The sequence below is a fragment of the Streptomyces sp. MMCC 100 genome (genome assembly GCF_041538145.2).
GTDB lineage: Bacteria > Actinomycetota > Actinomycetes > Streptomycetales > Streptomycetaceae > Streptomyces.
Genome location: NZ_JBGORK020000001.1, coordinates 7,358,389 through 7,383,287, shown reverse-complemented (window position 1 = coordinate 7,383,287; position 24,899 = coordinate 7,358,389). Strand labels below are relative to the sequence as shown.

Genomic DNA, 24,899 nt, shown 5'->3' with positions numbered 1-24,899 from the left:
ATCACCACCGCACGGACCGTACGCTGATTCGCATGGGTGCAGGGAAGACCAAGCGGATGCCGCGTGCGGTCCGTGAGCAGCAGATGCTGGACGCCGCCGTGAGCGTCTTCGGCAGGCGCGGGTACATGGCGGCGTCGATGGACGAGATCGCCGAACTGGCGGGCGTGTCCAAGCCGCTGGTGTATCTGTACCTGAACTCGAAGGACGACCTCTTCAGCGCCTGCATCAGCCGCGAGGCCCGCGCCCTCACCGAGGCGGTGCGGGCCGGCGTGCGACCGGGGCTGCCCGCCGACGGACAACTCTGGTCGGGGCTGCGGGCGTTCTTCACCCACACCGCGCGGCATCCGGACGCCTGGCGGGTGCTGCACCTGCACGCCCGTACGCACGGCGAGCGGTTCGCCGCCGAGGTCGCGGTGATGCGAGAGGAGATCGTCGCGTTCGTGACGCAGCTGATCGCCGCCGCGGCGCGTGACGCGCACCGGGACCCGCACCTGCCCGAGGGCGAGGTCGCCGGGCTGGCCGAGGCGCTGGTCGGCGCCGCCGAGTCGCTCGCCGACTGGGCGGGCGCCACCGAGGGTGTCACCGCCAAGCAGGCGGCGGCGACCCTGATGAACTTCGCCTGGGCCGGCCTGGGCGACCTGATGACGGGGCGGCCGTGGTCCCCGCCGGAGGAGTCCGGGCAGGAGCCGGCGGAGGCGGTGGATCAGGCGGTCCCGGTTCAGGCCGGGTAGGGCCCGACCTCGCCGGACAGGTGCAGCCTCCCGCCACGGGTGCCGCGCAGTTCGAACCGGCCACCCGCGCCGCCCTCACCGTCCCCGGCCCCGTACGTCACCGTCCCCGGCAGCAGCACCGGTGTCCGGAACTCCGCCCGCACCACGGTCGCGTCCGGTGTCCCGTGCTCGGCGAGACACCGGGCCACGGTCCACATGCCGTGCGCGATGGCCCGCGGGAAGCCGAACAGGCGGGCGGTGAGCGGGTGCAGGTGGATCGGGTTGCGGTCCCCGGACGCGGCACCGTAGCGCCGCCCGGTGTCACCGGCGAGGCGCCACTCGGCGCGGGCGGGAAGGGGCTCCCGGTTTCCCGAGGGAGCCTCCTCGGCGGTGGGACGCACGGTGGTGCGGTGCCGGGCCAGGTACGTGCTGCGGGACTCCCATACGACATCGGCGCCGGCGCGCAGTTCCGTGACCACCGACGCCTCGGTGCCGCGCCGGTGCGGGGCCAGTGCCTCGACGTACACGGTGAGTTCGTACGCTGCGGACGCGGGCATGGCGGCCCGCCGGGTGATGCCGATCGAGGTGTGGACGAGCCCGAGCAGGGGCAGCGGGAAGTCCCGGCCGCTCATCAGGCGCATGGCCATCGGGAAGCCCAGTACGTGTGGATACGTCACCGGCAGCGCGTCCGCGCCGGTCGAGAACCCGCACACCCGCTCGTACGCCGCGAGCCGCGCGAGGTCCACGCGCAGGCCGGGCAGTACCAGCCGGGTGCGGGGGAAGTCCGCGTCCGGGCGGGGGCGCTTGAGGGGGGAGCGCAGCGCGCCGCGCGCGAGCAGCGGCGCGAGGGCGGGGACGCTGGTGAGTGTGGCGGTGGCGGGCGTCGAGGTGGTCATCACGCCCCCAGCAGGCTCTGGCCGCAGACCCGTACGACCTGGCCGTTGACCGCGCCGGAGGCCGGGTGGGCGAGCCAGGCGGTCGTCTCGGCGACGTCGACGGGCAGGCCGCCCTGGGCGAGGGAGTTCATGCGGCGGCCGGCCTCGCGGATGAAGAGCGGGACCGCCGCCGTCATCTTCGTCTCGATGAACCCCGGCGCCACCGCGTTCACCGTCACCCCGTGCTCGGCGAGGGCGCGGGGAGCGAGGGAGCGGACCAGGCCGACGATGCCCGCCTTGCTGGCGCCGTAGTTGGTTTGGCCCGCGTTGCCCGCGAGCCCGGCGATGGAGGCCGTCGCCACGATCCGGCCGCCCCGGTTGACCGCGCCCGCCGCGAGCAGCGCGTCCGTGGTGCGCAGGACGCTCGCGAGGTTGACGTCGAGCACGGAACTCCAGCGTTCGGCGGGCATGTTGACCAGGCGCCGGTCGCGGGTGACGCCGGCGTTGTGGATCAGGATGTCGAGTCCGCCGGGCAGCGCGGCGGCGATGCGCTCGCCCGCGTCGGCGGCCGTGATGTCGAGGGCGAGGGCGGTGCCGCCGAGGCGTTCGGCGGCCCGGCGTGCCGCGTCCTGGGCCTCCGGTACGTCGAGGACCACGACCTGGGCGCCCTGCCCGGCCAGCGTCTCGGCGACCGCCGCGCCGATGCCCCGCGCGGCGCCGGTGACCAGGGCGGTGCGCCCGGCGAGCGGCAGCGTCCAGTCGTCGGGGGCGGCGTCCGCGGTCCCGGTCCCGTCCCCGGTTCCGTCCGCGGCCGCCGTACCGACCTCGATCACCTGGCCGCTGACGTAGGCGGAGGCGGGGGAGAGGAGGAAGCGGAGGGTGGACTCGGCGGGCGCCGCGTCGGTGAGCCGTACGAGGTTGACCGTTCTGCCCCGCCCGATCTCCTTGCCGAGCGAGCGCGTGAACCCCTCCAACGCCTGCTGGACGGCGGCCTGGTGGTGGTCGGCCGGGTCGAGCGGGGCGCCGAGCACCACCACGCGGCCGCTCGCGGCGACGGACCGTACGACGGGGTGCAGCGCGGCGTGCACCTCGGCGAGTGCGTCGACGTCCCGTACGCCGGTGGCGTCGAGGACGACGGCGGCGGGCCGGCCGTCCTCGTCCCGCGGCAGGCCCGTGCGGGCCAGGACGGGCGCGAGGTCGAGGTCCGACTTGCCGGCCGTGAGGTGGAGCAGGCCGCCGTCGAGCGCGTCCCGCCGGAGCTCCGCGGGCTGCGGCAGCCCCAGTCGGCGGGTGAGGAAACGGCCGGGTGCGGTGCCGGTGAAGCTGAGATAGCGGTCGGCCATGTCTGTCTCCCAGGCGGCTGCGACGTGGTCCAGAGGTCGGCTGTGGTGCTCTCCTGGCTCACCGTGCCCACAACTGCTTACTCTGGAGTAAGGTTACCGGAGGTAAGCCTATGGCACGGGTGAGGAGCAGGTCGAGAGGAGCCCTCTGGCAGCGCAGCCCGCGCGCCGCGTCGCGGTCCTCGGCGGCGCGCGCGTCCCCTTCGCCCGCTCCGACGGGCCGTACGCCACCGCCTCCAACCAGGAGATGCTCACGGCGGCCCTCGACGGCCTGGTCGAGCGGCACGGCCTCCAGGAACCGGGCGCGGTCGGCGAGTTCGTGGCCGGCGCGGTCCTCAAGCACAGCCGCGACTTCAACCTCGCCCGCGAGACCGTCCTCGGCTCGGCACTCGACCCGCGCACCCCCGCCTACGACATCCAGCAGGCCTGCGGGACCGGTCTCCAGGCCGTGATCGCCGCCGCCAACAAGATCGCCCTCGGCCAGACCGAATCGGCGATCGCGGGCGGCGCCGACACCGCGAGCGACGCGCCGCTCGGCGTCAACGACCGGCTGCGCCGCATCCTGCTGGAGGCCCGCCGGGCGAAGTCCACCGGCGGCAGACTGAAGGCCCTGGCCAAGGTCCGCCCGGGGCACCTGGTCCCCGACATCCCCCGCAACGCCGAGCCGCGCACCGGTCTGTCGATGGGCGAGCACGCCGCGGTCACCGCACGCCGGTGGGGCATCACCCGGGAGGAACAGGACGCGCTGGCCGCCGCGAGCCACCAGCGACTGGCGGCGGCGTACGAACGCGGCCTCTTCCAGGACCTGGTGATCCCCTTCCGGGGCCTGGCCCGCGACCAGAACCTGCGCCCCGGCTCGACGGCGGAGAAACTGGCCGCGCTCAAGCCGGTGTTCGGGCTCGACGCCCCCGGGCCCACCATGACGGCGGGCAACTCCACGCCCCTGACGGACGGCGCGGCGACGGTGCTGCTGGCGAGCGAGGAGTGGGCCGAGGCCCGGGGCATCCAACCCCTCGCCTACCTCACGGCGTACGAGACGGCGGCCGTGGACTTCGTCGGCGGGGACGCGGCCGGTGGCGAGGACGGGTTGCTGATGGCCCCGGCCTACGCGGTTCCGCGGATGCTGGAGCGGGCCGGGCTCGGGATCGGGGACTTCGACCTCGTCGAGATCCACGAGGCGTTCGCGTCCCAGGTACTGGCCACGCTGGCCGCCTGGGAGAAGCGGGGCCTGGCCCCGGTGGACCGGGCCCGCCTGAACGTGGCAGGCTCCTCCCTCGCCACCGGCCACCCCTTCGCGGCGACAGGCGCCCGGATCGTGGCGACGCTGGCCACGCTGCTCGCCGAGCGGGAGGGACCGGGACGCGGCCTGATCTCCGTCTGCGCGGCGGGCGGCCAGGGCGTCACGGCCGTACTGGAACGAACGTGACTTACCCTCAGGTAACTCTCAACACTGCACACGTCCGGCGCGGGAAGATCCCGGAACGCGCACCAACTCCCCACGTGAGCGCCGTACGATCGCGGAACTGACCGCCGGTAACCCCTGTCCGCGGAACCGGCGATGAACGCCTCGGCGCGCGAGGCACGTACGTCATGCAGCAGAGCAGCGACAGCAGAAGCAGTGTCTTTGCTGCACGTCCCAGGAGCCGCCCGTGTCCACCCCGCTTCCCTCCTTCGCCGCGTCCGCCGCCTACGCCGACTCGCCCGGCCCCACCCTGGTGGCGCCAGAGACGCGGATGCTGGACGGGGCCGTACGGGAGGCGTACGTACCGCCGTTCGCGCCCCCGGTGCGCCGAGGCTCCCTCGCCGACCTGCCCTTCGACAACGCGGCGGCGGTACCGGGCCAGGTGGTCCTCAGCCGCCGCTCACCGGAGGGCGACTGGTCCGACGTGACGGCGGCCGAGTTCGCCGGGCAGGTGCTGGCCGTCGCCAAGGGCATGATCGCCGAGGGCCTGACGCCGGGGGACCGGATCGCGATCATGGCGCGGACGACGTACGAGTGGACGCTGCTGGACTTCGCCGCGTGGGCGGCCGGCCTGGTCACGGTCCCCGTCTACCCGACCTCCTCCCTCTTCCAGACCCGCTGGATCCTCCAGGACTCCGGCGCCGTCACCCTGGTCACCGAGACCACCGCGCAGGCCGCCGCCCTCGGCCCCGAGCTGGACCGCATGCCCGACCTCAAGCACCTGTGGGTCATGGAGAAGGGGCACGTGGAGCGGCTCGCGGAGCTGGGCGCGCGGGTGCCCGACGCGGAGGTGGAGGTGCGCCGCGGCATGCTCGGCCCGAGCACGCTCGCCACCTTGATCTACACCTCGGGCACGACCGGCCGCCCCAAGGGCTGCGTGCTGACCCACGGCAACTTCTTCGCCGAGGTCGACAACGCGATCGAGCTGCTCTACCCCGTCTTCAAGGCGGAGACCGGCGAGGAACCCTCGATCCTGCTCTTCCTCCCGATGTCCCACGTCTTCGGCCGCATGGTCGCCGTGGCCTGCGTCCGCGCCCGGGTCCGCCTGGGCCACGCGCCGAGCCTGAAGCCCGAGGACCTGCTCCCCGACCTGGCGGCCTTCCGCCCGACCTGCCTGCTGACCATCCCGTACATGCTGGAGAAGGTCTTCAACAGCGCCCGCGCCAAGGCGGAGTCCGGCGGCCGGGCCTCGGCCTTCGACCGCGCCGTCTCGGTGGCGGTGCGCTACGGCGAGGCCAAGGAGGCCCGCCAGCTGGGCACGGGCGGTGGCCCCGGCCGCGGCCTGAAGACCGCCCGGTCCTTCTACGACCCGCTCGTCTACCGGAAGATCCGGAGCGCCATGGGCGGCCGGGTCAAGTACGCCATCTGCGGCGGCTCCCCGCTCGGCCGCCGCCTGGCCGCCTTCTACGCCGGGGCCGGCATCGAGATCTTCGAGGGCTACGGCCTCACCGAGACCACCGCCGCGGCCACCGTCACGCCCCCGCTCAAGCCGCGCCTGGGCACGGTCGGCTGGCCGCTGCCCGGCACCCGCGTCCGGATAGCCGCCGACGGCGAGATCCTCGTCGCCGGCGAGCAGGTCCTGCACGGCTACTGGGACCCCCAGGCGGGCGGCGTGGTCCCGGCCGCCCCCGACGGCTGGTTCGCCACCGGCGACATCGGCAGCCTGGACGACGAGGGCTATCTGACGATCACCGGCCGCAAGAAGGAGCTGCTGATCACCGCGGGCGGCAAGAGCGTCGCCCCGGCCCCGCTGGAGAACTGGCTGCGCTCCCACCCCCTGATCTCCCAGTGCATCGTGCTGGGCGACCGCCGCCCCTACGTCTCCGCCCTGTTCACCCTCGACGCCGACGGCCTCACCCACTGGCGCCGCATGAACGGCAAGCACCCGGTGCCGCCGGAGCTGCTGGTGGACGACGAGGAGGTCCACGCGGTGCTCCAGCGGGCGGTCGACGAGGCCAACAAGCTGGTCTCCCGCCCGGAGTCCATCCGCCGCTTCGCGATCCTGCCCAGGGACTTCACCGAGTGGGAGGGCCATCTGACCCCCTCCATGAAACTGCGGCGCGAGGTGATCATGCGGGACTTCGCGGGAGCCGTGGAGGCGCTGTACGACGGCCGGTGAACGGCTGCGTGAACGGCTGCGTGAACGGCTGCCTGAACGACTGCCTGAACGACTGCGTGCTCAGCGGCGGGCGATGAGACAGGCCTGCGGGACCTGCGCCACGGTGGTCTCCTCGGTGATCCGCACCGTCCGGGACAGCACGGTGAACCCGGCCTGCTCCAGCAGCCCGGCCATCGGCTCGGGCCGCCGCCGTTCGAAGTCCAGGGCGACCGGGTGGCCCCACGGCCGGTCGTGGTGGCGGGGCTCGTCGCCGACCTGGAAGCCGAGCAGAAGGTGCCCGCCCGGGGCCAGCACGCGCCGGACCTCCCCGAAGAGGTCCGGCAGCCGCTCCCACGGCGTGTGGATCGACGAGTACCAGGAGACGGCCCCCGCGAGGGCGCCGTCGGGCAGGTCCAGGTCCAGCATGGACCCCTGCTCGAACCGCAGCCCGGGGTTCTCGCGGCGCGCGATCGCGAGCATCGAGGCGGACAGGTCGAGGCCGAAGACCCGCAGGCCCAGCGAGGCGAGGTGCGCGGTGACCAGGCCGGGCCCGCAGCCGAGGTCGGCCACCTGGCCCTCCGGCCCCACCAGCTCGGCGAAGGCGCCCATCAGCGCCCGGTCCAGCGGGGCGTCGTCGAGCACGGTGCGGAAGCGGGCGTGGTAGTCCTCGGCGACGGCGTCGTAGAAGGCCCGGGTGGTGGCCACGAAGGCGGGGTCGATGGTCATGAGCGGACCCTACTGGCGGCCACTGACAGCCACTGACAGCCGTTGACAGCCACTGACAGCTCGGCTCCGGCGGGAAAATTCACGGAGCATTCATAAAGGCAGGAGCCCCGTCACCGAAAAACGGCGCGGGGCTCCTTGGGTACTGCTGTCAATCAGACAGGAGTGACATTCTCCGCCTGCGGACCCTTGGGGCCCTGCGTGACGTCGAAGGACACCTGCTGGTTCTCCTCGAGGGAGCGGAAGCCGCTCGCGTTGATCGCGGAGTAGTGGACGAAGACGTCGGGGCCGCCGCCTTCCTGGGCGATGAAACCAAAGCCCTTTTCGGCGTTGAACCACTTCACGGTTCCGGTAGCCATAAGCCCTCCTTGGGCCCAAAGGGTTGCCCTGCTCCAGAACCAGCAAGTGTGAAGACTTTGAATGCCGCACAACTGCATACGTCTGAGAACGACGAGAGCCCGCGGTCACATGCTCCGCAGGCTCTGTACTGCAAGGGAAACCAAACTGCAACTTGCTGTGAGCCTAGCACGCAGGCACCCGAGCGCAACAGAGGCCAAGATCACTTCACCCGGACGTTTGAACGCCTGAGCCGTTCGGCTGACGCCCGACGGCGCCGGGGGTCGGCGACGGGCGGATGCCGGGGGAGGGCTAGCCTCGCGATGTGGACAATTCTCGCACCCGGCCGCGCGTCGGCCACATCCAGTTCCTGAACTGCCTGCCCCTGTACTGGGGGCTCGCGAGAACAGGCACGCTCCTCGACTTCGAGCTGACGAAGGACACCCCGGAGAAGCTCAGCGAGCAGCTGGTGCGCGGCGATCTCGACATCGGTCCCGTCACCCTGGTCGAATTCCTCAAGAACGCCGACGACCTCGTCGCCCTCCCCGACATCGCCGTCGGCTGCGACGGCCCGGTGATGTCGTGCGTGATCGTCTCGCAGGTCCCGCTGGACCGCCTGGACGCTGCCCGGGTCGCCCTCGGGTCGACCTCGCGCACCTCCGTACGCCTCGCCCAGCTCCTCCTGGCGGAACGGTTCGGCGTCCAGCCGGACTACTACACCTGCCCGCCGGACCTGAGCCTGATGATGCAGGAGGCCGACGCGGCCGTCCTCATCGGGGACGCGGCCCTGCGCGCCAACATGATCGACGGCCCGCGCTACGGCCTCGACGTGCACGACCTGGGCGCCCTGTGGAAGGAGTGGACGGGCCTGCCGTTCGTCTTCGCGGTCTGGGCGGCCCGACGGGACTACGTGGAGCGCGAGCCGGTCATCGCCCGCAAGGTGCACGAGGCCTTCCTGGCCTCCCGCGACCTCTCCCTGGAGGAGGTGGACAAGGTCGCGGAGCAGGCCGCCCGCTGGGAGGCCTTCGACGAGGACACCCTGGCGAAGTACTTCACCACGCTCGACTTCCGCTTCGGAGGTCCGCAGCTGGAAGCGGTCACCGAGTTCGCCCGCCGCGTCGGCCCCACCACGGGCTTCCCGGCGGACGTGAGGGTGGAGCTGCTCCAGCCCTGACACGCCCGGGGTGCCGGCACGGGCGGCGCACTACCCTGCTGGGAGGTACCGGCGTACGGGGGAGGGGTGGACGCCATGCGGCCGCTCGATGTCGACGAACCCACTGTCGTGGGGCCTTACCGGCTGCTCGGCCGGCTGGGCTCCGGCGGCATGGGCCGGGTCTACCTGGGCCGCAGTGCCGGGGGCCGCACGGTCGCGGTGAAGATCGTGCACCCGCACTTCGCGCTGGACGAGGAGTTCCGGGCCCGGTTCCGGCGCGAGGTGGACGCCGCACGCCGGGTCGGCGGCGCCTGGACCGCACCGGTACTGGACGCGGACCCCGAGGCGCGCGTGCCGTGGGTCGCCACGGCGTACGCGGCCGGTCCGTCCCTGACCGCGGCCGTCGCGGACGGCGGCCCGCTGCCCGCCCACTCGGTACGGGCGCTCGGCGCGGGCCTGGGCGAGGCGCTGTCCGCCGTGCACGAGCTGGGCCTCGTCCACCGCGACGTGAAGCCGTCCAACGTCCTCCTCACCCTCGACGGCCCCCTCCTGATCGACTTCGGCATCGCGCGCGCCACGGAGGGCACGGCCTCCCTCACCTCCACGGGCGTGTCCATCGGCTCGCCCGGCTACATGTCCCCCGAGCAGATCCTCGGCAAGGGTGTGACCGGGGCGGCCGACGTCTTCTCGCTGGGCGCCGTGCTGGCGTACGCGACGACGGGGCAGCCGCCCTTCCCCGGGGACTCGTCGGCCGCGCTGCTCTACAAGGTCGTCCACGAGGAGCCGCGGCTCGACGGCCTGGACGGGGAGCTCCGCGAGCTGGTCGCGTCCTGCCTGGCCAAGGACCCGGCCGCCCGCCCGGCCCCCGAGGAGGTGGCCCGGTGCCTGGCCCCCGAGGGCGCGGCCCGCCTGGTGACCGGCGGCTGGCTGCCGGGGGCGCTGGTGGAGCGGGTCAGCCGGAGCGCCGTACAGCTGCTGAACCTGGAGGCGGCGGAGGCGGGGCCGGGGGCGTTCGCGGGGGAGGCGTCGGGTCCGGTGGGGTTCAGCCGGCCGTCGGTCACGGCGGGCGGGGAGCACGGGGCGGATGCTGGTGCTTCGCCGGGACCGCAGGGCGTGGCGGCGCCTTCGGCCGCCGGTGCCTTCGGTCCGCCGCCGGTGATGCCGCCGCCCACGGCGCCGTCGTCGTCGCTCCCGTCGTCGGCCCCGTCCCCGTCCTCCTCCTCGGCCGTCCCCGGCCCGAGGGACGCCGAGCCGGGCGGCGCCGCGGGTGCGGGGCCGGGCGGCGCCGCGGGTGCCGGGCCGGGCACGGGGCACCCGCCCGGCAGGCTCGCCCTCTCTGTCGCGGCGACCTCGACGCAGGCCGCCCAGGGACGCGGCCGGCGGATCAGCTGCACCGTGGCACTGGCGGTGGCGGGAGCGCTGGCGGCGGTGACCGTGGGGTCGGTGTTCGTCCTTGACCTGCTGCCCGGCTCGGGCAACGACGCGAACAACGCCGGCGGCGACACCTCCCACGAGCCGCCCGCCGCCACCTCCGGCGGGCTGCCCGCGCGCTACGTCGGCACCTGGGAGGGACAGGCCGCCGCCCTGGACGGCAAGCTGCCGCTGGGCACCTTCCGGATCACCATCAAGCAGGTGAAGGTAGGCCAGGAGCTGGGCAGGCTCCGCCAGACCGACGCGCTGGGCGGCGTCTGCGTGGACGTGATCACCCTCAAGAAGGTGACGGAGAAGCAGATCGTCGCCGGGTCCGTCGGCGCCGAGGGCAACCACGACGGCTGCAACCCCGCGCCCACCACGGTCACCTTCACTCCGGTCGGCGACGACCTCGACTACGCGTCGAAGAGCGAGGAGTCGGGACGGCCGAAGGCGCGGCTGTCGAAGACCGGGTAGCGGGGGGGGGTGCCTCTATGTCTTTCGTCAAGCGAGGCGCGGGGTTCTGGGTTCGTAGAAGGTGCCGTCGCGGAGCATCGCGAACAGCACGTTGATCCGTTGTCGAGCGAGCCGGAGGAGGGCCTGTGTGTCTCCAACGGCGCCTCTCGGGCCCGGTGGCACCACCCCCCAGGTCATCGGTCCGACAGGGGGGACCAGCCATGCCGGGCCCGGAGGCCAGCGGCCCTCTTGCAGGACCGCGAAGAACATAACGGGGGAGCCCGGGGGTAGCGGGGGCGGCAGGAGGCGAGGAACGCGGCCAGGGGCCGCCCCCGCCTCCCACCGGCTCAGCCCGGCACCACGACTGTGCGCAGCTCCCCGTCGCCGAGGTGCAGCATGCCCTTGCCCGGCGTGACCTGGCCGCCGACCATCTGGCGCGAGATGCGCAGCCCGATGAGGTCGCCGCTGGAGGACTCCTGCGGGGAGAGCAGGATGCCGCGGCGGGCCTTCTTCGCGTCGACCTGCCAGCCGGAGAAGCCGCTGCACACGTCCTCCTCGTCACCGGCGATGACGAGGGCGAGGCCGCGTTCGGCACCCCGGGAGACGATCTTCTTCATCTGGCTCTCGGCGTCGCAGTCCTCGAGGATCTCGCCGTCGTCGACGAGGACGGCGATGGGCTCCTCCAGGCTCGCCCCCTCGATCAGCTCCTCGAACTCGTCCTCGTCGATGTCGTCCCCGGTGAAGACCTTCAGCACGCCTTCCGCGCCGTCCAGTTGACGCACCGGCGACTGGCGGGGCGCCGCGACGACCAGGCGGGTGCCCTGGGCGAGGAGGGACTGGGCGACGTTCATCAGCACCGTGGAGCGGCCGGACTTGGCCGGTCCCGCGATGACGAAGGACGGCACGCCGTCGGCGAGGTCGGGGCCGAAGCCGACGATCTCGTCGCCGCCGATGCCGATCAGCGCCCACAGCTTGGAGCGGGACGCCTCCGGATCGCGCATCTCCCAGGCCTCGGGGAAGGAGATCCGGCTGGGCAGGCTGTCGACGCGGAACGGACGCCGGGCGCGCGGCACGTCGGCGTCGCGCGCCGTGGCGGCCTCGCCGATCGCCGTGATCGCCGCCGCCTGGCCCTGGCCGGTGGTGTCCTCGGAGAGCAGCGCGAACTGCGTCTCCGTACCGGCCTCGTTGCGGAAGGCACGGCCCGGCGGGATCTCCTCGGGCACCTTGCGGGCCGGGATGCCGAGCGAGGCGAAGTCGCTGCGGTCGGCCAGACGCAGGCCGTACTTGTCCTCGGTGAGCGTCGCGATACGGCCCACGAGCAGCGTGCGGTCACCGGTCAGGACCAGGTGGATGCCGACGCTGGCACCCTCGCGCATCATCGTCTGCAACTCGTCGGTCAGCGAGCCGTGGTCGACCTCGCCGAGGGTAGGCACCCACCCCTCCCAGCGGTCCAGGAGCACGACGATGTGCGGCAGCCGCTCGTCCTCCTCCACCGAGGCCCGCTGCTCACCGATGTCCGCGAACCCGGAGTCGGCCAGCAGGTCCTGACGGCGCGACAGTTCGCCCTTGAGCCGGTTGACGAGCCGTACGACGCGCTCGGTCTGGTTGCGGCTGACGACCGCGCCGCAGTGCGGGAGCCGGGTCAGCGCGTTGAGGGCGCCGTTGCCGCAGTCGATGCCGTACAGATGGACGTCGGCGGTGGAGTGGGTGCGGGCCAGCGAACCCGCGATGGTGCGCAGCACCTGGGAACGGCCGCTGCGCGGAGCACCGCCGATCATCAGATGGCCGAAGCTCGCGAAGTCGACGACGACCGGGCGGCGGGCCTGGTCGGAGGGCAGGTCCTCGATGCCGTACGGGGCGGGCGGCAGCTTGCCCGGGGCGGCGCCGGCGAGCGCCGGGACCTCGATCTCGTCCAGCAGCAGCTTCTCGTCCAGGGCCGGCAGCCACGGGCTGTGCTGGGCGGGGATGCCCAACGACCGGTTGGCGTCGCGCACCGCGTCGACCAGCACCTTGAGGTCGGTGATCTCGTCGTCCTCGCGGGACTCGGTCTTCGGCTTGGTCAGCGCCGCCCGGCCCAGGTCCTCCCAGCCCAGCGGTCCGACCCAGGGCGCGAGCGCCGCGGGGTCGGCGGCGCCGGGCCGACGGCCACCGACGCGCCCCGACTGGAAGGGAACGAGGGAGGAGTGCCCCAGCCGTACGTAGGCGCGGCCCGGGGTGTTCTTGGAGATGTGCCCGGCCTCGGGCGAGTCGATGACGTCGGACGACTCGCCGCCGTCGGTCACGCGCAGCGCGATCCGGAGGTTGGTGTTGGCGCGGATCTCGGGGGAGACGACACCGCTGGGCCGCTGGGTGGCGAGCAGCAGGTGGATGCCGAGGGAACGCCCTCGCTGGGCGATGTTGACGAGCCCGGTCACGAAGTCGGGCAGGTCACGCACCATGGAGGCGAACTCGTCGATGACGATGAGCAGTCGGGGCACCGGAGCGTGCGAGGGGTCCCTCCTCACCAGATCCTGGTAGTCCTCGATGTCCTTGGCGTCGGCGGCGGCGAGGATGTGCTCGCGCCGCTTCAGCTCGGCGCCCAGCGACTCCAGCGCCCGCTCGACGAGATGCGCGTCGAGGTCGGTCACCATGCCGACGGTGTGCGGCAGCTTCACACAGTCCTTGAACGCGGACCCGCCCTTGTAGTCGACGAGGACGAAGGTCATGTTCTCGGGTGTGTTCGCGACGGCGAGGGCCGCCACGATGGTCTGCAGCAGCTCCGACTTGCCGGAACCGGTGGTACCGGCGATGAGGCCGTGCGGCCCGTCCTTGCGCATGTCGATGCCGAACGGGCCGTCGTACGACTCGCCGATGACGGCCATCGTCGACTGGCCGCCCATCCGCCAGCGCGCGCCGATCGCGTCGGCCGTCGGCGGCTCCAGCTGGAGCACGTCGAGCAGCCGGCTGGCGCCGGGGAGCGCGGAGTCCTCGGTCTCGCCGCTGATGTCGCGCAGCGCGGACAGCGACCGTGCCAGCCGCAGGCACCAGGCGGGCGTGACGAAGTCGGGCCGTACGTCCGTGATCCGCTCGACCCCCGCCTCCTCGACCCGCAGCCGCAGCTTCTCGGTACGGGCCCGCTGCTCGGGCTCGGCGGGGGCGTTGGCGTGCCACGCCTGGAAGGACGGGAAGCCGCCCGCGACCTGTTGCGAGGGTTGCACCTGCTCGTCCCGCTGCCGCCGCCCGCTCTCCTCGGCCTTGGGCTCGGCGACGACGAACGCCTGGCACTCACCCGGCAGGAACCGCTCCTCGGCGTCGAGGCAGACGGCGAACATCGACACGGCGGGCCCTTCCCGCAACAGCCGTACGACACCCGGCAACGACCGCAGCCGCCGCGACCCGTCCCACACCACCACGATGTCCGGATCGGCGAAACTGGACCCCTGCGCGCCGCTGCCCTTCTGCTCGGCGGCCTTCTTGCGGGCGTCGAGGATCTGCGTCAGCTCGCCGATGCGGGCGCCGACGGTCTCGGCGTCGGTGCCGATGAGGACGTTGACGTCCTGGCCCCCGGAGGGCCGGGAGTGCGGCAGCCAGCGCACCCAGTCCCATTCACTCTGCGCGGAGTTCTCGCTCAGCACGTAGAACTGCACGTCCATCGGGCTGTGCAGCGCGGCGGTCTGTGCCACGGCCCACCGTCCCAGCGACCGCGCCGAGTCCCCGGGCCCCGCGATGCCGACGACCCCGAGTTGGCGCAGCGACAGCGCCACGGGAGCGTCCTCGATCTTCCAGGTGACCTGGCGCCGGTGGTCGTCCTGCTCGGGATCGTCGAGCACGACCTCGGACGGCAGCTGCCCGGTCCCCACCCGCAGCAGCAGATGGTCCCGATCGGTCCGCCGCCGCTCCCAGAGCCGGGTGCGCGGCCCGGTCCCGATGGACAGGACGACCGCCGGGTCGGGAATGGCCTGCCGCCGATCGTCCCGTTCGGCGACCAGCGCGTCCTGCGCGTCCTTCTCGATCCGCGCCTTCTGCTCCTCGTACTCCTTGACCTGCTTGGCATGGGACTTGCGCCCGTGCTTCTTGTCGTTGAAGTAGTTGGCGAACAGAAGGATCGGGCTGAGCCCCGCCATGATCAGGTAGTACCAGCGCCCGAACACCACCACGGCGACCACGGCACCGACGAGCGGCGTCAAGGCCATCAGCCAGGGCAGCGGCCGGGCCTCGTACTCGCGGGGCGGCGAGGGCAGCCGGAAGTTGGTCTGCCGCTCGGCCGGACGCAGCCGCGGCGGCCGGTTGTAATCCAGTCCCACCCCGTCCTCGGACCACTTGAGCGCGGCGTTGGGCGGCGCGTACCGGGCCAGCTCGACGAGCGAGTTCCCGACCGCTATCTGCCCCCCGAGCGGCCAGTCGTCCCCGTCCCGGTCCTTGACGGGCTCCCCGTCGAGAGTGACGCCCTCCTTGTCGCCGTGCACGGCGACCTTGCAGGTCCCGTCGGTGGCGACGGAGAGGGTGAGGGCGCGGGCGTCGACCTCGGGGTCCTCGATGCGGACGTACGCGGCCGGCCCGCTCCCGATGTCGTACTTCCCGACCCCGAGCCGGTGCACGAACCCGGCCCCGGGGCCGCCCACGACCCGCAACTCCACGAGTCCGGTGGGCTCCCCGGGCAGACACCCGGACGGATCCTGCAGACTGACGACGGCGCCCTCGCGCAACGGCGACCCGATGACCGTGGCGGACGGATCGACGGCGTACCCGTCGACGTAGACGAGCGGCGCGCTGCCGCCCCCGCCGTGGCTCTGATGCCCGATGGGAATGACCTGCGCACCCGCGACCCCGACCTGCTTGGCCAGCTCCTCGGCGATGTCCCCGACGGTGGACTCGGGATCGGCGTCGAGCACGACGTCGGCGGTGCCACCGCCGTACGGATCGACGACGGTCAGGGTCAGTCGCACGCTTGTCCTCCCCAGGCGAGCCCCTGCGGCCGCTTCCACACCACGACTCACAGTCCAGGCGACGATATCCGCTGGGTGTCGCGGTCCGGCAACAGGGAGGTGACCGGACGTTCCCGTTGGCAATGCAGGGATGTGACACCAGTGGCCTCCCCCGTAAGCTGCTGCCTCAAGAGCGGACGATCACACCGGTCGTGACATACGACCGGCGTAACCGGTGCGCCGGTTCGGTCCGCAAACGAAGGAGCCACGGGGGTTGGCCCTGCGGCGTTGTGAGAGGAAGCGGCTTCATGGCCAAAGACCTTGACATCACATATCAGGACATGCGGGATGCCGCCAAGCATGTCGTGAAGGAGAAGGAAAAGCTCCAGGAGAAGCTCGACGGCCTCCGCAAGTACATCGCGAACCTGGTCGAGTCGGGCTACGTCACGAAGTCCTCCTCCAAGGCCTTCGACGACAACTTCGACGAGTTCACCCGCGGCGCCAAGGACACCCTCGACGGCCTCGACGGCATGGGCGACTACCTCACCACGGCCGCCGACAAGTTCGAGCAGATCGACGAGGAACTGGCGAAGCAGGCGCGGAGCAAGTGACTCCTTGCCGGTAGGCATGGACGTTCTCGCTTGGAGCGGCCCTCGGGACCTGGTCCCGGGGGCCGCGTCCCCGTCGGCGATTCAGCTCAGTCCTGGTCACCGAGAGGGTCGTCGAACGAGAGTGTCCGGAGAACGGCTGACATGAGTCGGTAGATCTCGGTCCAGTGGTCCATGGACGGTGTGTTGAGGGTGAACACCGCCGTGTACGGGCCTGTGGGAAACGGGACGTGCACCTGGATCTGGCCGGTGAGGAGCTTCGTCTCCTCGGAGTCGCTCGTGGCCGCCGCGTTGACGGGGTACTCGCGCAGGGTGATGCACGAGACCGCCGGGCCGCAGGGGAGATCGACCCAGATGGCGTTGTTGTACGGGTCGCCGGACAACGCCGCGAGGATGCCCTGCGCGACCACGTCGGTGTCCGCCTCGGACTGGTCGGTCGGGATGATTCCCACGGTGAAGGCGCAGTGAGCGACGCCCTCGGCAGGTTCGTACCGCACCCCTTGGTCCGCATCCGAGGTCGCGTCGTGCTCGGCGGTGGAGAACAGACCCATAGCGGCATAAGAAAGACCTGTGGACGCCATCAGCTCCCCTACGGCCGCATAGTACGGGGCAGCGGACTCCCACAGGTGTTCGTCACCGCGAGAATACAATTCCCGTACCAGCGCCGACGCGCTCTCCACGCGTCCCTCAGGGGTGGCATCCAGTGGAAGGGCGAAGAACCCCTCAGGGACGATGAACCAGAGAGGCGGAAGGCCGTTCCTGAGAGGTATGGCGTGCGGAATGGATATGTCGGACGTCATGAGAAGTAATGTGCCGTTCCTGTCCAGTGTGAGACACGGAATCCAGAACCTTGTCAGGTGAGAAAGTCATCCGGATGGTATTCCGTCAGGCTGAGTTCGGTGCCGTCCGCATCCATCACTGTATTCAGGCCGGAGTGTCCAAAAAAGGCGTGAACCGTGCTGGGAGCGAGTACCTCGATGCGAAGGCAGCCACAGGTGTTCTGCTTGACGAGGGGCGCCTGGGCGTCTGGTGCCTGTGCCGACGCGAACCGTTCCGCAGTCTCGCGTTGAGTGGGTGTCAGTCGGTCCAGCGGGATGAAGTCGAGCGGCTCGATGAGATAACGAGTCAGTCTCTCTCGTTTCACGCTACTGAACCGGCACCACGAATCGTCCGTGAAGGTGATCTTGACGTCGTTGCCGACCTTGAAGTCGCGCAACTCCACGCTTCTTATGTCGGACCGCGGAATCTCCCACAGATGTTCGTCGTCGATGAGGGTGTCGTCTCCCTTGACGTACGGAAACCCGACGATCACCAACCGACGGTCTGTGACGACCGCGTGCGTGCGGTAGTGATCGGGAGAGGACCGTGCCGGATCCAACTGCCACGGCAGCGTACGGGCCTTGGCGTCCGGAGCGGCCCAGATGACCGGAAAGTCCTCGACCTCGTCTGCGCGGTCGTGAGAGAAGTCCGCACCAGTCCCCCCGGACGGCCCGCCGACACTCCCGCCTTGGGAGGACAGCGCTCCCCATGCCAGGGTGACCGCAGCGATCGCCGTGCCCTTGAGCGTGTTCAGCGCACCCGCCTTCGGTGCCGACCGCGCCGTGTACGTCGGTCCTTTCGGCCAGCCGGGCAGCTGTCCCTGGATGTCGTTGCGCTCCGTGTCGCGAAACCAACGCTTTCCCCTGACGCGCATAGCCGCGCCGGAGGCGAACACGACGGGGGCGCGAGCGAGGAAGGTCTCTCCCTGCGGGGGTAGCCAGAGGGTCATGGCCGTCGTTCCTTCTCCTTGGCGGACATGGCAGTGATGTGCTCCTCCGGAACGTCAGTCGGTCACGTGCCCATAGATCTTCGGAGCGACCTTGAGGCCGGCGTCCAGCGCTATCCCGGCAGCACTGAAGGGTTCCAGATTCACGCCCGGTATCAGGTTCGCACCCTTGGTTCCGATCAACTGCCCCGGGTGGTAGCCGGCGTAGGACAGGCCGCCCATGCGAGACATCAGACCACTGCTCGAGTGCGCGACCTCGAAAACCTCGTCGGAGAAGCCGCCGATCTTCACCAGCCCGGCCTTGCCCAGACCTCCCGTGATATTGGCGGATTCCTTTCCGAAGGAAAGCACCACGCGTGCTCTGCCGATTTCGGTGGCTTTGAATCCTTTACCCAGTCTGCTCGCAGTAGAGGCCGCTTTGGCCGCCCCGACGACCTTCGCGCCCTTGCCGAGCATGCCGATGCCCGGCAGCAGCCCCACGGCGTCGAGACCGATCTGTGCCCAGCCCACGTCGGCACCGGCTGCCTTCGCCACTCCGTGAGTCGCCAGTGACAACCCGGCGCCGATGAGTGCGGCCGTTCCGAAGATCGCCGAGAGGGGTGGGAACGGGAGGGTCACGATGGCCAGCATGCCCAGTACCGCTGTGATGTCGCTGAGTACGTCGCCGATCGCCTTGATCAGGTCCGCGTGTTCCTTCAGCCAGTCGCCGGTGGCGTCCCACGCGTCGGCGATGCCCTTGCCGAGTTTGTCCCAGAAGCCGGGCTCGTTGGGCGCGATGTCGGCGGCCTTGTCCAACTCCTTTCCGATACTGCGGGCCGCCTCCCTGAAGCGTTCCTCCAGGTCGTGGACCTTCTGGATGACGCCGTCGACTGCGCTGGACGCCTCACCGAGCTCCTTGCTGCCCTTGCCGTCGGCCTTGGCCTCGGCGTCGGACTTCGCGTCGAGCTTCTCGCCGGCCGACTTCTCCAGCCGGGTCGCCTCGTCCTGGAACTCCTTCAGCTCGTTGGACCAACGGTGCAACGCGCGTGAAGCCTTGTCGAAGGACTCGAAGCTCTTGCGGATGAGCGGGGTGACGTCCTCGCCGATGTACTCGGTGAACGCGATCGCGGTCTTGCCCTTCCAGGCGCCGCATTCGATGCGCTCGAGTTCTCTCACCGCGGTGCCCAGGTCACTGGCCAGACCGCCGAGCTTCTTGGCGAGGTCGCGGGTGTCCTCGACATCCCCCGGGGTAGGGTCCCAGCCTATGTTGGGGAACGCTGGACGCGTACCGGCCACGTCTACTTCCCCTTCTTGGCCTTGGCGGCTTTGAGGGACTCCGCCAACTCCAGGTCGAGGTCGCTGAACGTGTCGCCGATGTGGTTGATCATCTTTACGGCGCCTTGCGTGTGCTTGCCCAGCTGCTTGATCCCGTAGCCCCACTCATCGGCGAAGTCCTGGACGTCGTCGATGAGTTTGGGTTCACCGACAGCCGAGGCGTCGGTGCCGCGCAAGGTCCGGCGCGTGGCTTCCATGCGGTCGCTGATGGTGGAGAACGTCTCCTTCAGGTGCTGGAAGATGGTGTCGTCGAGTGTCAGGTCGCTCATACGGCGGTCGGGTCCCTCCGGGCTTTGGGGGCAAGCTCACCGACCGTATCGATCAGTCGCCCGGTTCACCACCGCGAACGAGTCAAGCTTCCCGCACCGCAGACCCAGTTCAGACCTCGCCCTCGGACGGCTTTCGCGGCCGCACGCGCCTTGCGGGGAGTCGAAGGGTGTGGTCTCCACCCGCTCGCTGGCCTCCGCCGTCCCGGGAACGGGCTCCGCGAGCATGCTCAGGTGCAGTTCGCCTCCTGGTGTGTGGCTCCGGCGTAAGGTGGTCATCACGGCGTCGAACAGTTCGACCGGTGTCTCGGTGAATTCGGTGTCCATGTCGGGGGCTATCAGCGTGCTGAAGGAGAACGTCAGCCACGTGGCCGGGGCGCTGTGCGGGATCGGCACCGTGTACTGCACCTGCCAGGAGGGGACGTCGACGCCCCGCTCGGGGTCGGCGGGCAGTTTGCGCAGGGTACGGACAGGAAATCAGGCTCGTCGGCGTCAATGGCCTGCGGGCCTCACTCCGGGTTCGGGTTCAGTCAGATACTGCGTGTTGAATTCCAGCAGGAGAGACAGGGCCATTGACCGAACGGTCTGTGAGGGAGGGCAAGGCTTTCGCCAGGTCTCTTATCGGTGGCGTCTGCGATGGCAACGGTCACAGCCACCCCCCACTGCCACCTTGTAGTAGGTTCCCCAATGCGGCAGCAGCATTGGGGGAAAGCGTCGGCGCGTCGACATGACCGGGGCATCCTTCAGGCGGTTTCCTTCGTGGATCCGGCCGATGCCCCTACTGAGCAGTCTGTTGTTGAGCGGGCCCATGCTTGTTGTTTCCGTCGGAGATTGCGCTCTTAAAGTCGGCCGGTTCGCGACAGTAGCGACCGTCTCACCCGTTGAGCCGGCCTCCGGCAGTTGGTCAGTCCGTCCCGGGAAGCCGGAGAGTCCGCGCGAAGTCGTCCAGTGCCTCCATTGCCGCGGCGATCACTTCCGGATCGTCGTGGTGCCCACGCAGTACGACGTCTGGGAGGCCGGGCTGGGTGTGCCAGTGGTATGTCACCGAGGTCATCATGATGTTGCTGTCCGCAGGGTAAGAGCGGGTGACTCGCGTCCCGTCCGTGCCCAGGTGTGGGGATGCGAAAGGAGTGCTGCCGGTTCGCTGCTGCCACTCGGGGATCTCCGGGTGCGGCACAGTGAACGCGGTGTGTCCCTCGCAGGATGACAGGTCATGCGCCTCGCAGTGGAAGCGGGTGGCGTGCATGACCAGCGGCATGTAGGTCAGCGGAACGGGGTGGTAGATAAACGCCTCATCGGCCTGGAGCTTGTCCCGGAGCGTGACGATTGTCTGCTCGTAGAAGTCCTTGTGGAATCGGCGGAGTCTGCGGGTGAGTGCGATGCCGTGGATGGCGGCCAGGCCGGTCAGGTGCAGGTCCAGCCACTCCTTGAAGTTCTTCTTGTCGATCTGGAGATGAAGATAGCCCCAGAGGTCTGGGTTGGCATCCGTGTCGATGTGGAGTGGGGCGCCGAGATCGGTGCTCCACAGGCTGCCGTCGGACATGAGTGGTCTCTTTCTTCGTGGCCGGCAGAGAAATCCTTCAGGCGTAGCTCCAGCGGAAGGTGCCCATCACAGCATCGAACAACTCCACGAGGATGTCATAGAAGGCGGGATCCGAGCCGGGCGCGATCAGGGCGCTGAAGGAGAAGGCCAGGTACCGGTCGGGGGTGCTGTCCGGGACCGGAACGAAGTACTCGACCCGGCGGTGTGCGACGTCGACGCCCTGGGCTACGTCGGCAGGTACCTCTCGCTCCGAGCGAAGGGCTGCGGTGTCATCGAGCGTGCGCGTCACGGCACCCGGAGTCACGGAGGCGAGCGTGGCCAGGACCGCGTCCGGGCCGCTGGCAGGCCTAACACGTGGAACTTCGATCGGCTCGGAGGCCACTATCGAAACGGGCAGTGCGACGCCGTGAAAGCGTTCGGTGGGGAGGTAGAGGGTCATTCCCCCCTTGGCCCTGGCCCGGCGCACTACCTTCTTCATCTCCTGAGTGAGCTTCAGTCGGGCCTTCGGAATGTCGTCCTTGGGGAAGCCCACGGGCAGTTGCGCGACGGCCTTGCGGACGATGTGGTCCATTGCTTCCTTGGTGCCCGTGTGCAGCGGAATTACATCCCAGCCGGGTGGCGGCACCAGGTTGAAACCGTTCGGGGGTCGACGGTGCTCAGCGGTGGTCATTGCGCCCCCGCGTCACTTCCACGGCATAGGCAACGCCTACGAAAATCGCCCACGCCGGGGCGGCGATCATGCCCAGCCAGAATCCGAAGAAGAGCGATGGCAGGAAGAAGCCGCCGCCCATGGCGAGGTCCCGGGTTAGGTAAGGAGGCCGGTCCGCGTGCCGGGGGTACTTCACGAAAACCCAGACGTAGTGCAGGAGGCAGCCGATGATCCCGGCCTCGTAAACGTAGAGCACGTCGTTCATCAGTGGCTCCGGCAGCAGGATCATGATTCCCAATACCGGCAGGAACAGTGGCATTCCGATGAACAGCGTCAGCCGGAGTCGCCGGTTAGGTCCGGTGCCGAGCCCGGTGCGTGCGGCTTCGGCCTCGGCAATGCGATGCGCCGAGTTCAGGTCCATGCTCGTTCCTCACCAGTGAGTGTCGGGGGCGGGCTTCAGCGTGTTGTCCTTCCAGTCTGAGTACGCCGCGTTGTACGGCTTCTCGCCGGTTCCGAACTCCTCCATGGTCCAGCTTGTAAGGTCGCTCTTGCCCAGTGCCTTGTCCACGACGTCCATCCCCATGCCGGTCCAGGCGATACCGAGGCCTGCCTGGTAGGACTTGTACGCCTTGTCTGCCGCGGCCCCTGCGGCCGCTGGGAAGGCGGCCTTGTTCGCCTGCAGCATCTTCGCCATGCCAGCCATCTCCTTGTCGCCGAGGTGTACCAGCGTCGACAACGGACTGACCCTCAAAGGCCCTTTGGTGACCAGGCCGACGTTCTGAGAGATGGACTTGCGCATCGCGTTACGGGCCGCTCCGAGGGCCTGCCGCCCTGCCCCTTGCGGCAATTTGGTCATCAACCGTCCTGTTTCGTCCAGGACACTCTTGACGCCCCTGAGTCCTTGCCGCAGACCGGCGGTCCGGGCGGCCTGAGCAGCGCCTACGGTGGCCTTGGCGCCGGTGGCGAGCTTCGCCGCAGCCCCGAGGCCGCCCACGACGAGCAGGCCACCCACGACGTCGAAGATGACATCCGTCCAGGAGGCGTCGCCGGATGCCACCAGCAGGAGTCTGAGCCCGATCGTGAGTACCGCGATGCCAAGGACGACGAAGTTCAATAGAGGAAAGGCGAGTGCCAGGAAGCCGGCAACCGTCGCGACCCAGCCGAGCGCATCGATGAAGGCCTTGAGCCCGTCCGCATGGTCATGGACCCAGCCTTTTACGTCGTCCCACCACGAATCCTCGATCACGTCGTCGATCTCGTCGCGGATCTTCCCGGCGTAGTGGTTGGCGCGAGTGTCCCTGTTGCCGGTGAGGGTGTCCAGGGTGATTCGGAACGGTTGGATGGGGTCGTCGGCAGGGCTGGTGCCACTGGGGGACGCGTGCGGGACGTCCTTGTCCTCCGAAGCGGCCTTCTTTGCCTTGTCGGTCTCGACCTCCTCCTGCTTCTCCTTGGCCTGGCGCAGGAGCTTGTCGGCGTCGCTCTGGAAGTCCTCCAATTCGTTCGACCACTTGGTCAGGTGGCCGTGCACCCGCTCGTACCGTCCGGCCACCTCCCGCATGTGCTTCTCCAGCGTGGAGGACTCGTCGCGCAGGGTCTTTACGTACTTGCCCTTCAGGGTCTCGTCGTCGCTGATCGCCTTCAGGTTCTTGGCCTGGTCCCGGAGTTTCTTGGCCACCGAGATCATGTGCTTGACCTCGGCGCGGATCTCCTCTGGGTCCCCGGGGACGGGATCGGAAGCGCACAGTGGCTGCCAGTCCACCGGACGGCGCTTGGAAGTCGGTGTCATGGCGTTACTTCTTCTGCTTCTTCTTGTTCGCCTTGGCCAGTTCGTCGTCGAGATCCTGGAACGCCTTCTTGCTGCCGGCCACTAGCTCGCCGACCGACTCGATTGACTCGATGAGCCTGGTGCGGTAGTCATCCCAATTGTCGACGAAGTCCTCCATGGCATCGGCGACGGAACCAGAGCCCCAGTGTTCCTTCATGTCGTCCCGGCGGTTCTCGATGTCCTCAAAGGTCTTCTTGAGCTGGCCGAGCTTACGCTCGCAGTCTCTGAGGAAGTCGAAGTCGACCGTCAGGTCCGGCTCGCCCATGCAGTCTCCATCCCCCGTGATCGATCTGACTGTGCCGTGTGCCGTGATGCAAAGATTCGGCCAAGGTATCTGACTTTAGTGGTGGGGTTATCGGTTTCGCCAGTGCGAACTTTCCGGGAATGTGGGTGAATCGGGGCATAGGGTGTGTTCGGCAGTGTGGTCGTGTCCTCTCCGTGTCGCGATCAGCAAAGGTTCGCCAGAAGCGCCGTGACAGGCCGGAATACAGCCACCAGAGGCCTGTGGAGCTCATCACCGATTGACTGCCTGAATTTAGGCGGGGCTTGGTCGGCCTTGTCCTTGGCGTAGGGCTCGCCGATGGAGCCGTCGTCGCGAACGTGCACACGCCGGAGGCCGGGTAGGTCTCGGTGTCGGGAGTGCCCGGCCCCAGCTTGCCGGCAGGTTCACCCTCGCCTAGGACGCCTCCCAGATCCGCGCAATGCACTCAGGGCCATGCCCATGTTTCCTCCCGCCTCCTCAACTACAGCGGAGCACGGCATGGGAGAGGACGAGGCGCCGATACAGCCAAGCGGCCCGGATCAGGAACCTGGTGTCGTTCTCCGACGTCATGACGAGCTCGCTGCCCTTCCTCCACTCGGTGACGCGCGCCTTTTCGGGCTGGTCGCCGCCCTCCGCACCCGCGTCGGAAATGGCCTGCACAACGCCGAGCAGCAGCTTTCCCACACCGCGTTGCAGCATTTCCGACGGACCGTTCTTCGCCCACTCCGCGCTGCTCACGATCTCCGGGTGCCCCGGCTGCCCCAGCCGCCAGGTCGGGCGCAGCGCGTGCTTGAGGGGAGCGACGCGGTGGATGCTCCCCACCAGTGCGCCCTGCGGGTCACGCACACCGTACCGACGCCTGCCGTCAGCAGCGTCGATGGAGCAGAGCAGCCGCTCTCCCTCCGGGTCCTCGTACAGCCGATGAGGGCCGTCCTTGTGCAGAGTCTCGCAGGGGAAGAAGGCGCAGGGGGCGTTCACGCGCTGGAGGCCGCCGCCTTGCGGGACCCGGATGGCGCGCCGGCCCAGGACTGCACGTCTGCGGCGCTCAGTGGCGGGCCTCTCCTCGTCGCTTACGACGAACTCCCAGGCGTCGGCCCAGGCAACGATGGGTACGGGGCGCTCGTCCTCGCGCTTGTTTCCGAACATCAGCGAGTCTCCACGTTGTGGTGCAGGATCTGCGAGAAGTTCGTCCTATCAGCA

Annotated in this window: 22 protein-coding genes and 1 pseudogene; 6 read left to right on the top strand and 17 right to left on the bottom strand. The window is 69.8% G+C overall.

Annotated features, from left to right (window positions below; all coding sequences use genetic code 11):
• Positions 1-32: 32 nt before the first annotated feature.
• A complete protein-coding gene (locus ABS735_RS34205) occupies positions 33-731 on the top strand; it encodes a TetR/AcrR family transcriptional regulator (protein WP_373903965.1) in 699 nt (232 codons plus the stop codon).
• Here the strand turns inward: ABS735_RS34205 and ABS735_RS34200 are convergent.
• Both ABS735_RS34200 and ABS735_RS34195 read right to left on the bottom strand, forming a co-directional pair.
• Positions 719-1,606 carry a MaoC family dehydratase gene (locus tag ABS735_RS34200; protein WP_373903964.1) on the bottom strand — a complete coding sequence of 296 codons (888 nt, stop codon included), beginning with the start codon at positions 1,604-1,606 and terminating at the stop codon, positions 719-721. The genes ABS735_RS34205 and ABS735_RS34200 overlap by 13 nt on opposite strands.
• On the bottom strand, positions 1,606-2,928 hold the full coding sequence (locus ABS735_RS34195) for a 3-oxoacyl-ACP reductase (RefSeq protein ID WP_373903963.1): 1,323 nt from the start codon (positions 2,926-2,928) through the stop codon (positions 1,606-1,608). The genes ABS735_RS34200 and ABS735_RS34195 overlap by 1 nt, the downstream gene beginning before the upstream one ends.
• A gap of 145 nt (positions 2,929-3,073) precedes the next feature.
• Between ABS735_RS34195 and ABS735_RS34190 the strand changes: the two genes are divergently transcribed.
• Together ABS735_RS34190 and ABS735_RS34185 are read left to right on the top strand one after the other, a co-directional pair.
• Positions 3,074-4,351, top strand: a complete 1,278-nt coding sequence (locus ABS735_RS34190) for an acetyl-CoA C-acetyltransferase (RefSeq protein WP_373904298.1) — start codon at positions 3,074-3,076, stop codon at positions 4,349-4,351.
• 223 nt (positions 4,352-4,574) lie between these two features.
• Positions 4,575-6,506 carry an AMP-dependent synthetase/ligase gene (locus ABS735_RS34185; protein ID WP_373903962.1) on the top strand — a complete coding sequence of 644 codons (1,932 nt, stop codon included), beginning with the start codon at positions 4,575-4,577 and terminating at the stop codon, positions 6,504-6,506.
• A gap of 60 nt (positions 6,507-6,566) precedes the next feature.
• Here the strand turns inward: ABS735_RS34185 and ABS735_RS34180 are convergent, their stop codons facing one another.
• Positions 6,567-7,211 carry a class I SAM-dependent DNA methyltransferase gene (locus ABS735_RS34180; protein WP_373903961.1) on the bottom strand — a complete coding sequence of 215 codons (645 nt, stop codon included), beginning with the start codon at positions 7,209-7,211 and terminating at the stop codon, positions 6,567-6,569.
• Positions 7,212-7,363: 152 nt separating this feature from the next.
• Positions 7,364-7,567 carry a cold-shock protein gene (locus tag ABS735_RS34175; RefSeq protein ID WP_003992177.1) on the bottom strand — a complete coding sequence of 68 codons (204 nt, stop codon included), beginning with the start codon at positions 7,565-7,567 and terminating at the stop codon, positions 7,364-7,366.
• Positions 7,568-7,869: 302 nt separating this feature from the next.
• On the opposite strand from ABS735_RS34175, the gene ABS735_RS34170 reads away from it, so the two are divergent.
• Complete coding sequence (locus tag ABS735_RS34170; protein ID WP_373903960.1) at positions 7,870-8,718, top strand: menaquinone biosynthetic enzyme MqnA/MqnD family protein; 849 nt, start codon at positions 7,870-7,872, stop codon at positions 8,716-8,718.
• Between the two features lie 75 nt (positions 8,719-8,793).
• A complete protein-coding gene (locus ABS735_RS34165) occupies positions 8,794-10,584 on the top strand; it encodes a serine/threonine-protein kinase (RefSeq protein ID WP_373903959.1) in 1,791 nt (596 codons plus the stop codon).
• Positions 10,585-10,910: 326 nt separating this feature from the next.
• On the opposite strand, the gene ABS735_RS34160 is transcribed toward ABS735_RS34165, so the two are convergent.
• On the bottom strand, positions 10,911-15,488 hold the full coding sequence (locus ABS735_RS34160) for an FtsK/SpoIIIE domain-containing protein (RefSeq protein ID WP_373901294.1): 4,578 nt from the start codon (positions 15,486-15,488) through the stop codon (positions 10,911-10,913).
• 287 nt (positions 15,489-15,775) lie between these two features.
• Here ABS735_RS34160 and ABS735_RS34155 point away from each other — a divergent pair, with 287 nt between their 5' ends.
• Positions 15,776-16,078, top strand: coding sequence for a WXG100 family type VII secretion target (locus ABS735_RS34155; protein ID WP_030145321.1), 303 nt, complete (start codon positions 15,776-15,778; stop codon positions 16,076-16,078).
• An 86-nt stretch (positions 16,079-16,164) separates the two neighbouring features.
• On the opposite strand, the gene ABS735_RS34150 is transcribed toward ABS735_RS34155, so the two are convergent.
• From ABS735_RS34150 to ABS735_RS34095, 12 genes and pseudogenes are all read right to left on the bottom strand, one after another.
• The gene (locus ABS735_RS34150; protein ID WP_373901295.1) at positions 16,165-16,875 is read right to left on the bottom strand and encodes a hypothetical protein; all 711 of its coding nucleotides are present in this window, start codon (positions 16,873-16,875) and stop codon (positions 16,165-16,167) included.
• A gap of 53 nt (positions 16,876-16,928) precedes the next feature.
• The gene (locus ABS735_RS34145; RefSeq protein ID WP_373901296.1) at positions 16,929-17,843 is read right to left on the bottom strand and encodes a hypothetical protein; all 915 of its coding nucleotides are present in this window, start codon (positions 17,841-17,843) and stop codon (positions 16,929-16,931) included.
• Positions 17,844-17,897: 54 nt separating this feature from the next.
• Complete coding sequence (locus ABS735_RS34140) at positions 17,898-19,115, bottom strand: enoyl-CoA hydratase/isomerase family protein (protein ID WP_373901297.1); 1,218 nt, start codon at positions 19,113-19,115, stop codon at positions 17,898-17,900.
• Between the two features lie 2 nt (positions 19,116-19,117).
• Positions 19,118-19,423 (bottom strand): hypothetical protein, encoded by a 306-nt coding sequence (locus ABS735_RS34135; protein WP_373901298.1) that lies wholly within the window; start codon positions 19,421-19,423, stop codon positions 19,118-19,120.
• Between the two features lie 36 nt (positions 19,424-19,459).
• Complete coding sequence (locus tag ABS735_RS34130) at positions 19,460-19,828, bottom strand: hypothetical protein (protein ID WP_373901299.1); 369 nt, start codon at positions 19,826-19,828, stop codon at positions 19,460-19,462.
• 496 nt (positions 19,829-20,324) lie between these two features.
• A complete protein-coding gene (locus tag ABS735_RS34125) occupies positions 20,325-20,963 on the bottom strand; it encodes a hypothetical protein (protein WP_373901300.1) in 639 nt (212 codons plus the stop codon).
• Between the two features lie 37 nt (positions 20,964-21,000).
• Complete coding sequence (locus ABS735_RS34120) at positions 21,001-21,633, bottom strand: hypothetical protein (RefSeq protein ID WP_373901302.1); 633 nt, start codon at positions 21,631-21,633, stop codon at positions 21,001-21,003.
• On the bottom strand, positions 21,620-22,033 hold the full coding sequence (locus tag ABS735_RS34115) for a hypothetical protein (RefSeq protein WP_373901303.1): 414 nt from the start codon (positions 22,031-22,033) through the stop codon (positions 21,620-21,622). The genes ABS735_RS34120 and ABS735_RS34115 overlap by 14 nt, the downstream gene beginning before the upstream one ends.
• 9 nt (positions 22,034-22,042) lie before the next feature.
• Positions 22,043-23,398: a coiled-coil domain-containing protein gene (locus ABS735_RS34110; protein WP_373901304.1), complete on the bottom strand. Its 1,356-nt coding sequence runs from the start codon at positions 23,396-23,398 to the stop codon at positions 22,043-22,045.
• 4 nt (positions 23,399-23,402) lie between these two features.
• Positions 23,403-23,702: a WXG100 family type VII secretion target gene (locus tag ABS735_RS34105; RefSeq protein ID WP_373901305.1), complete on the bottom strand. Its 300-nt coding sequence runs from the start codon at positions 23,700-23,702 to the stop codon at positions 23,403-23,405.
• Between the two features lie 182 nt (positions 23,703-23,884).
• Positions 23,885-24,093, bottom strand: a pseudogene (locus tag ABS735_RS34100) (hypothetical protein); the annotation flags it as partial.
• Positions 24,094-24,176: 83 nt separating this feature from the next.
• Positions 24,177-24,845, bottom strand: a complete 669-nt coding sequence (locus ABS735_RS34095; protein WP_373901307.1) for a hypothetical protein — start codon at positions 24,843-24,845, stop codon at positions 24,177-24,179.
• Between the last annotated feature and the right edge of the window lie 54 nt (positions 24,846-24,899).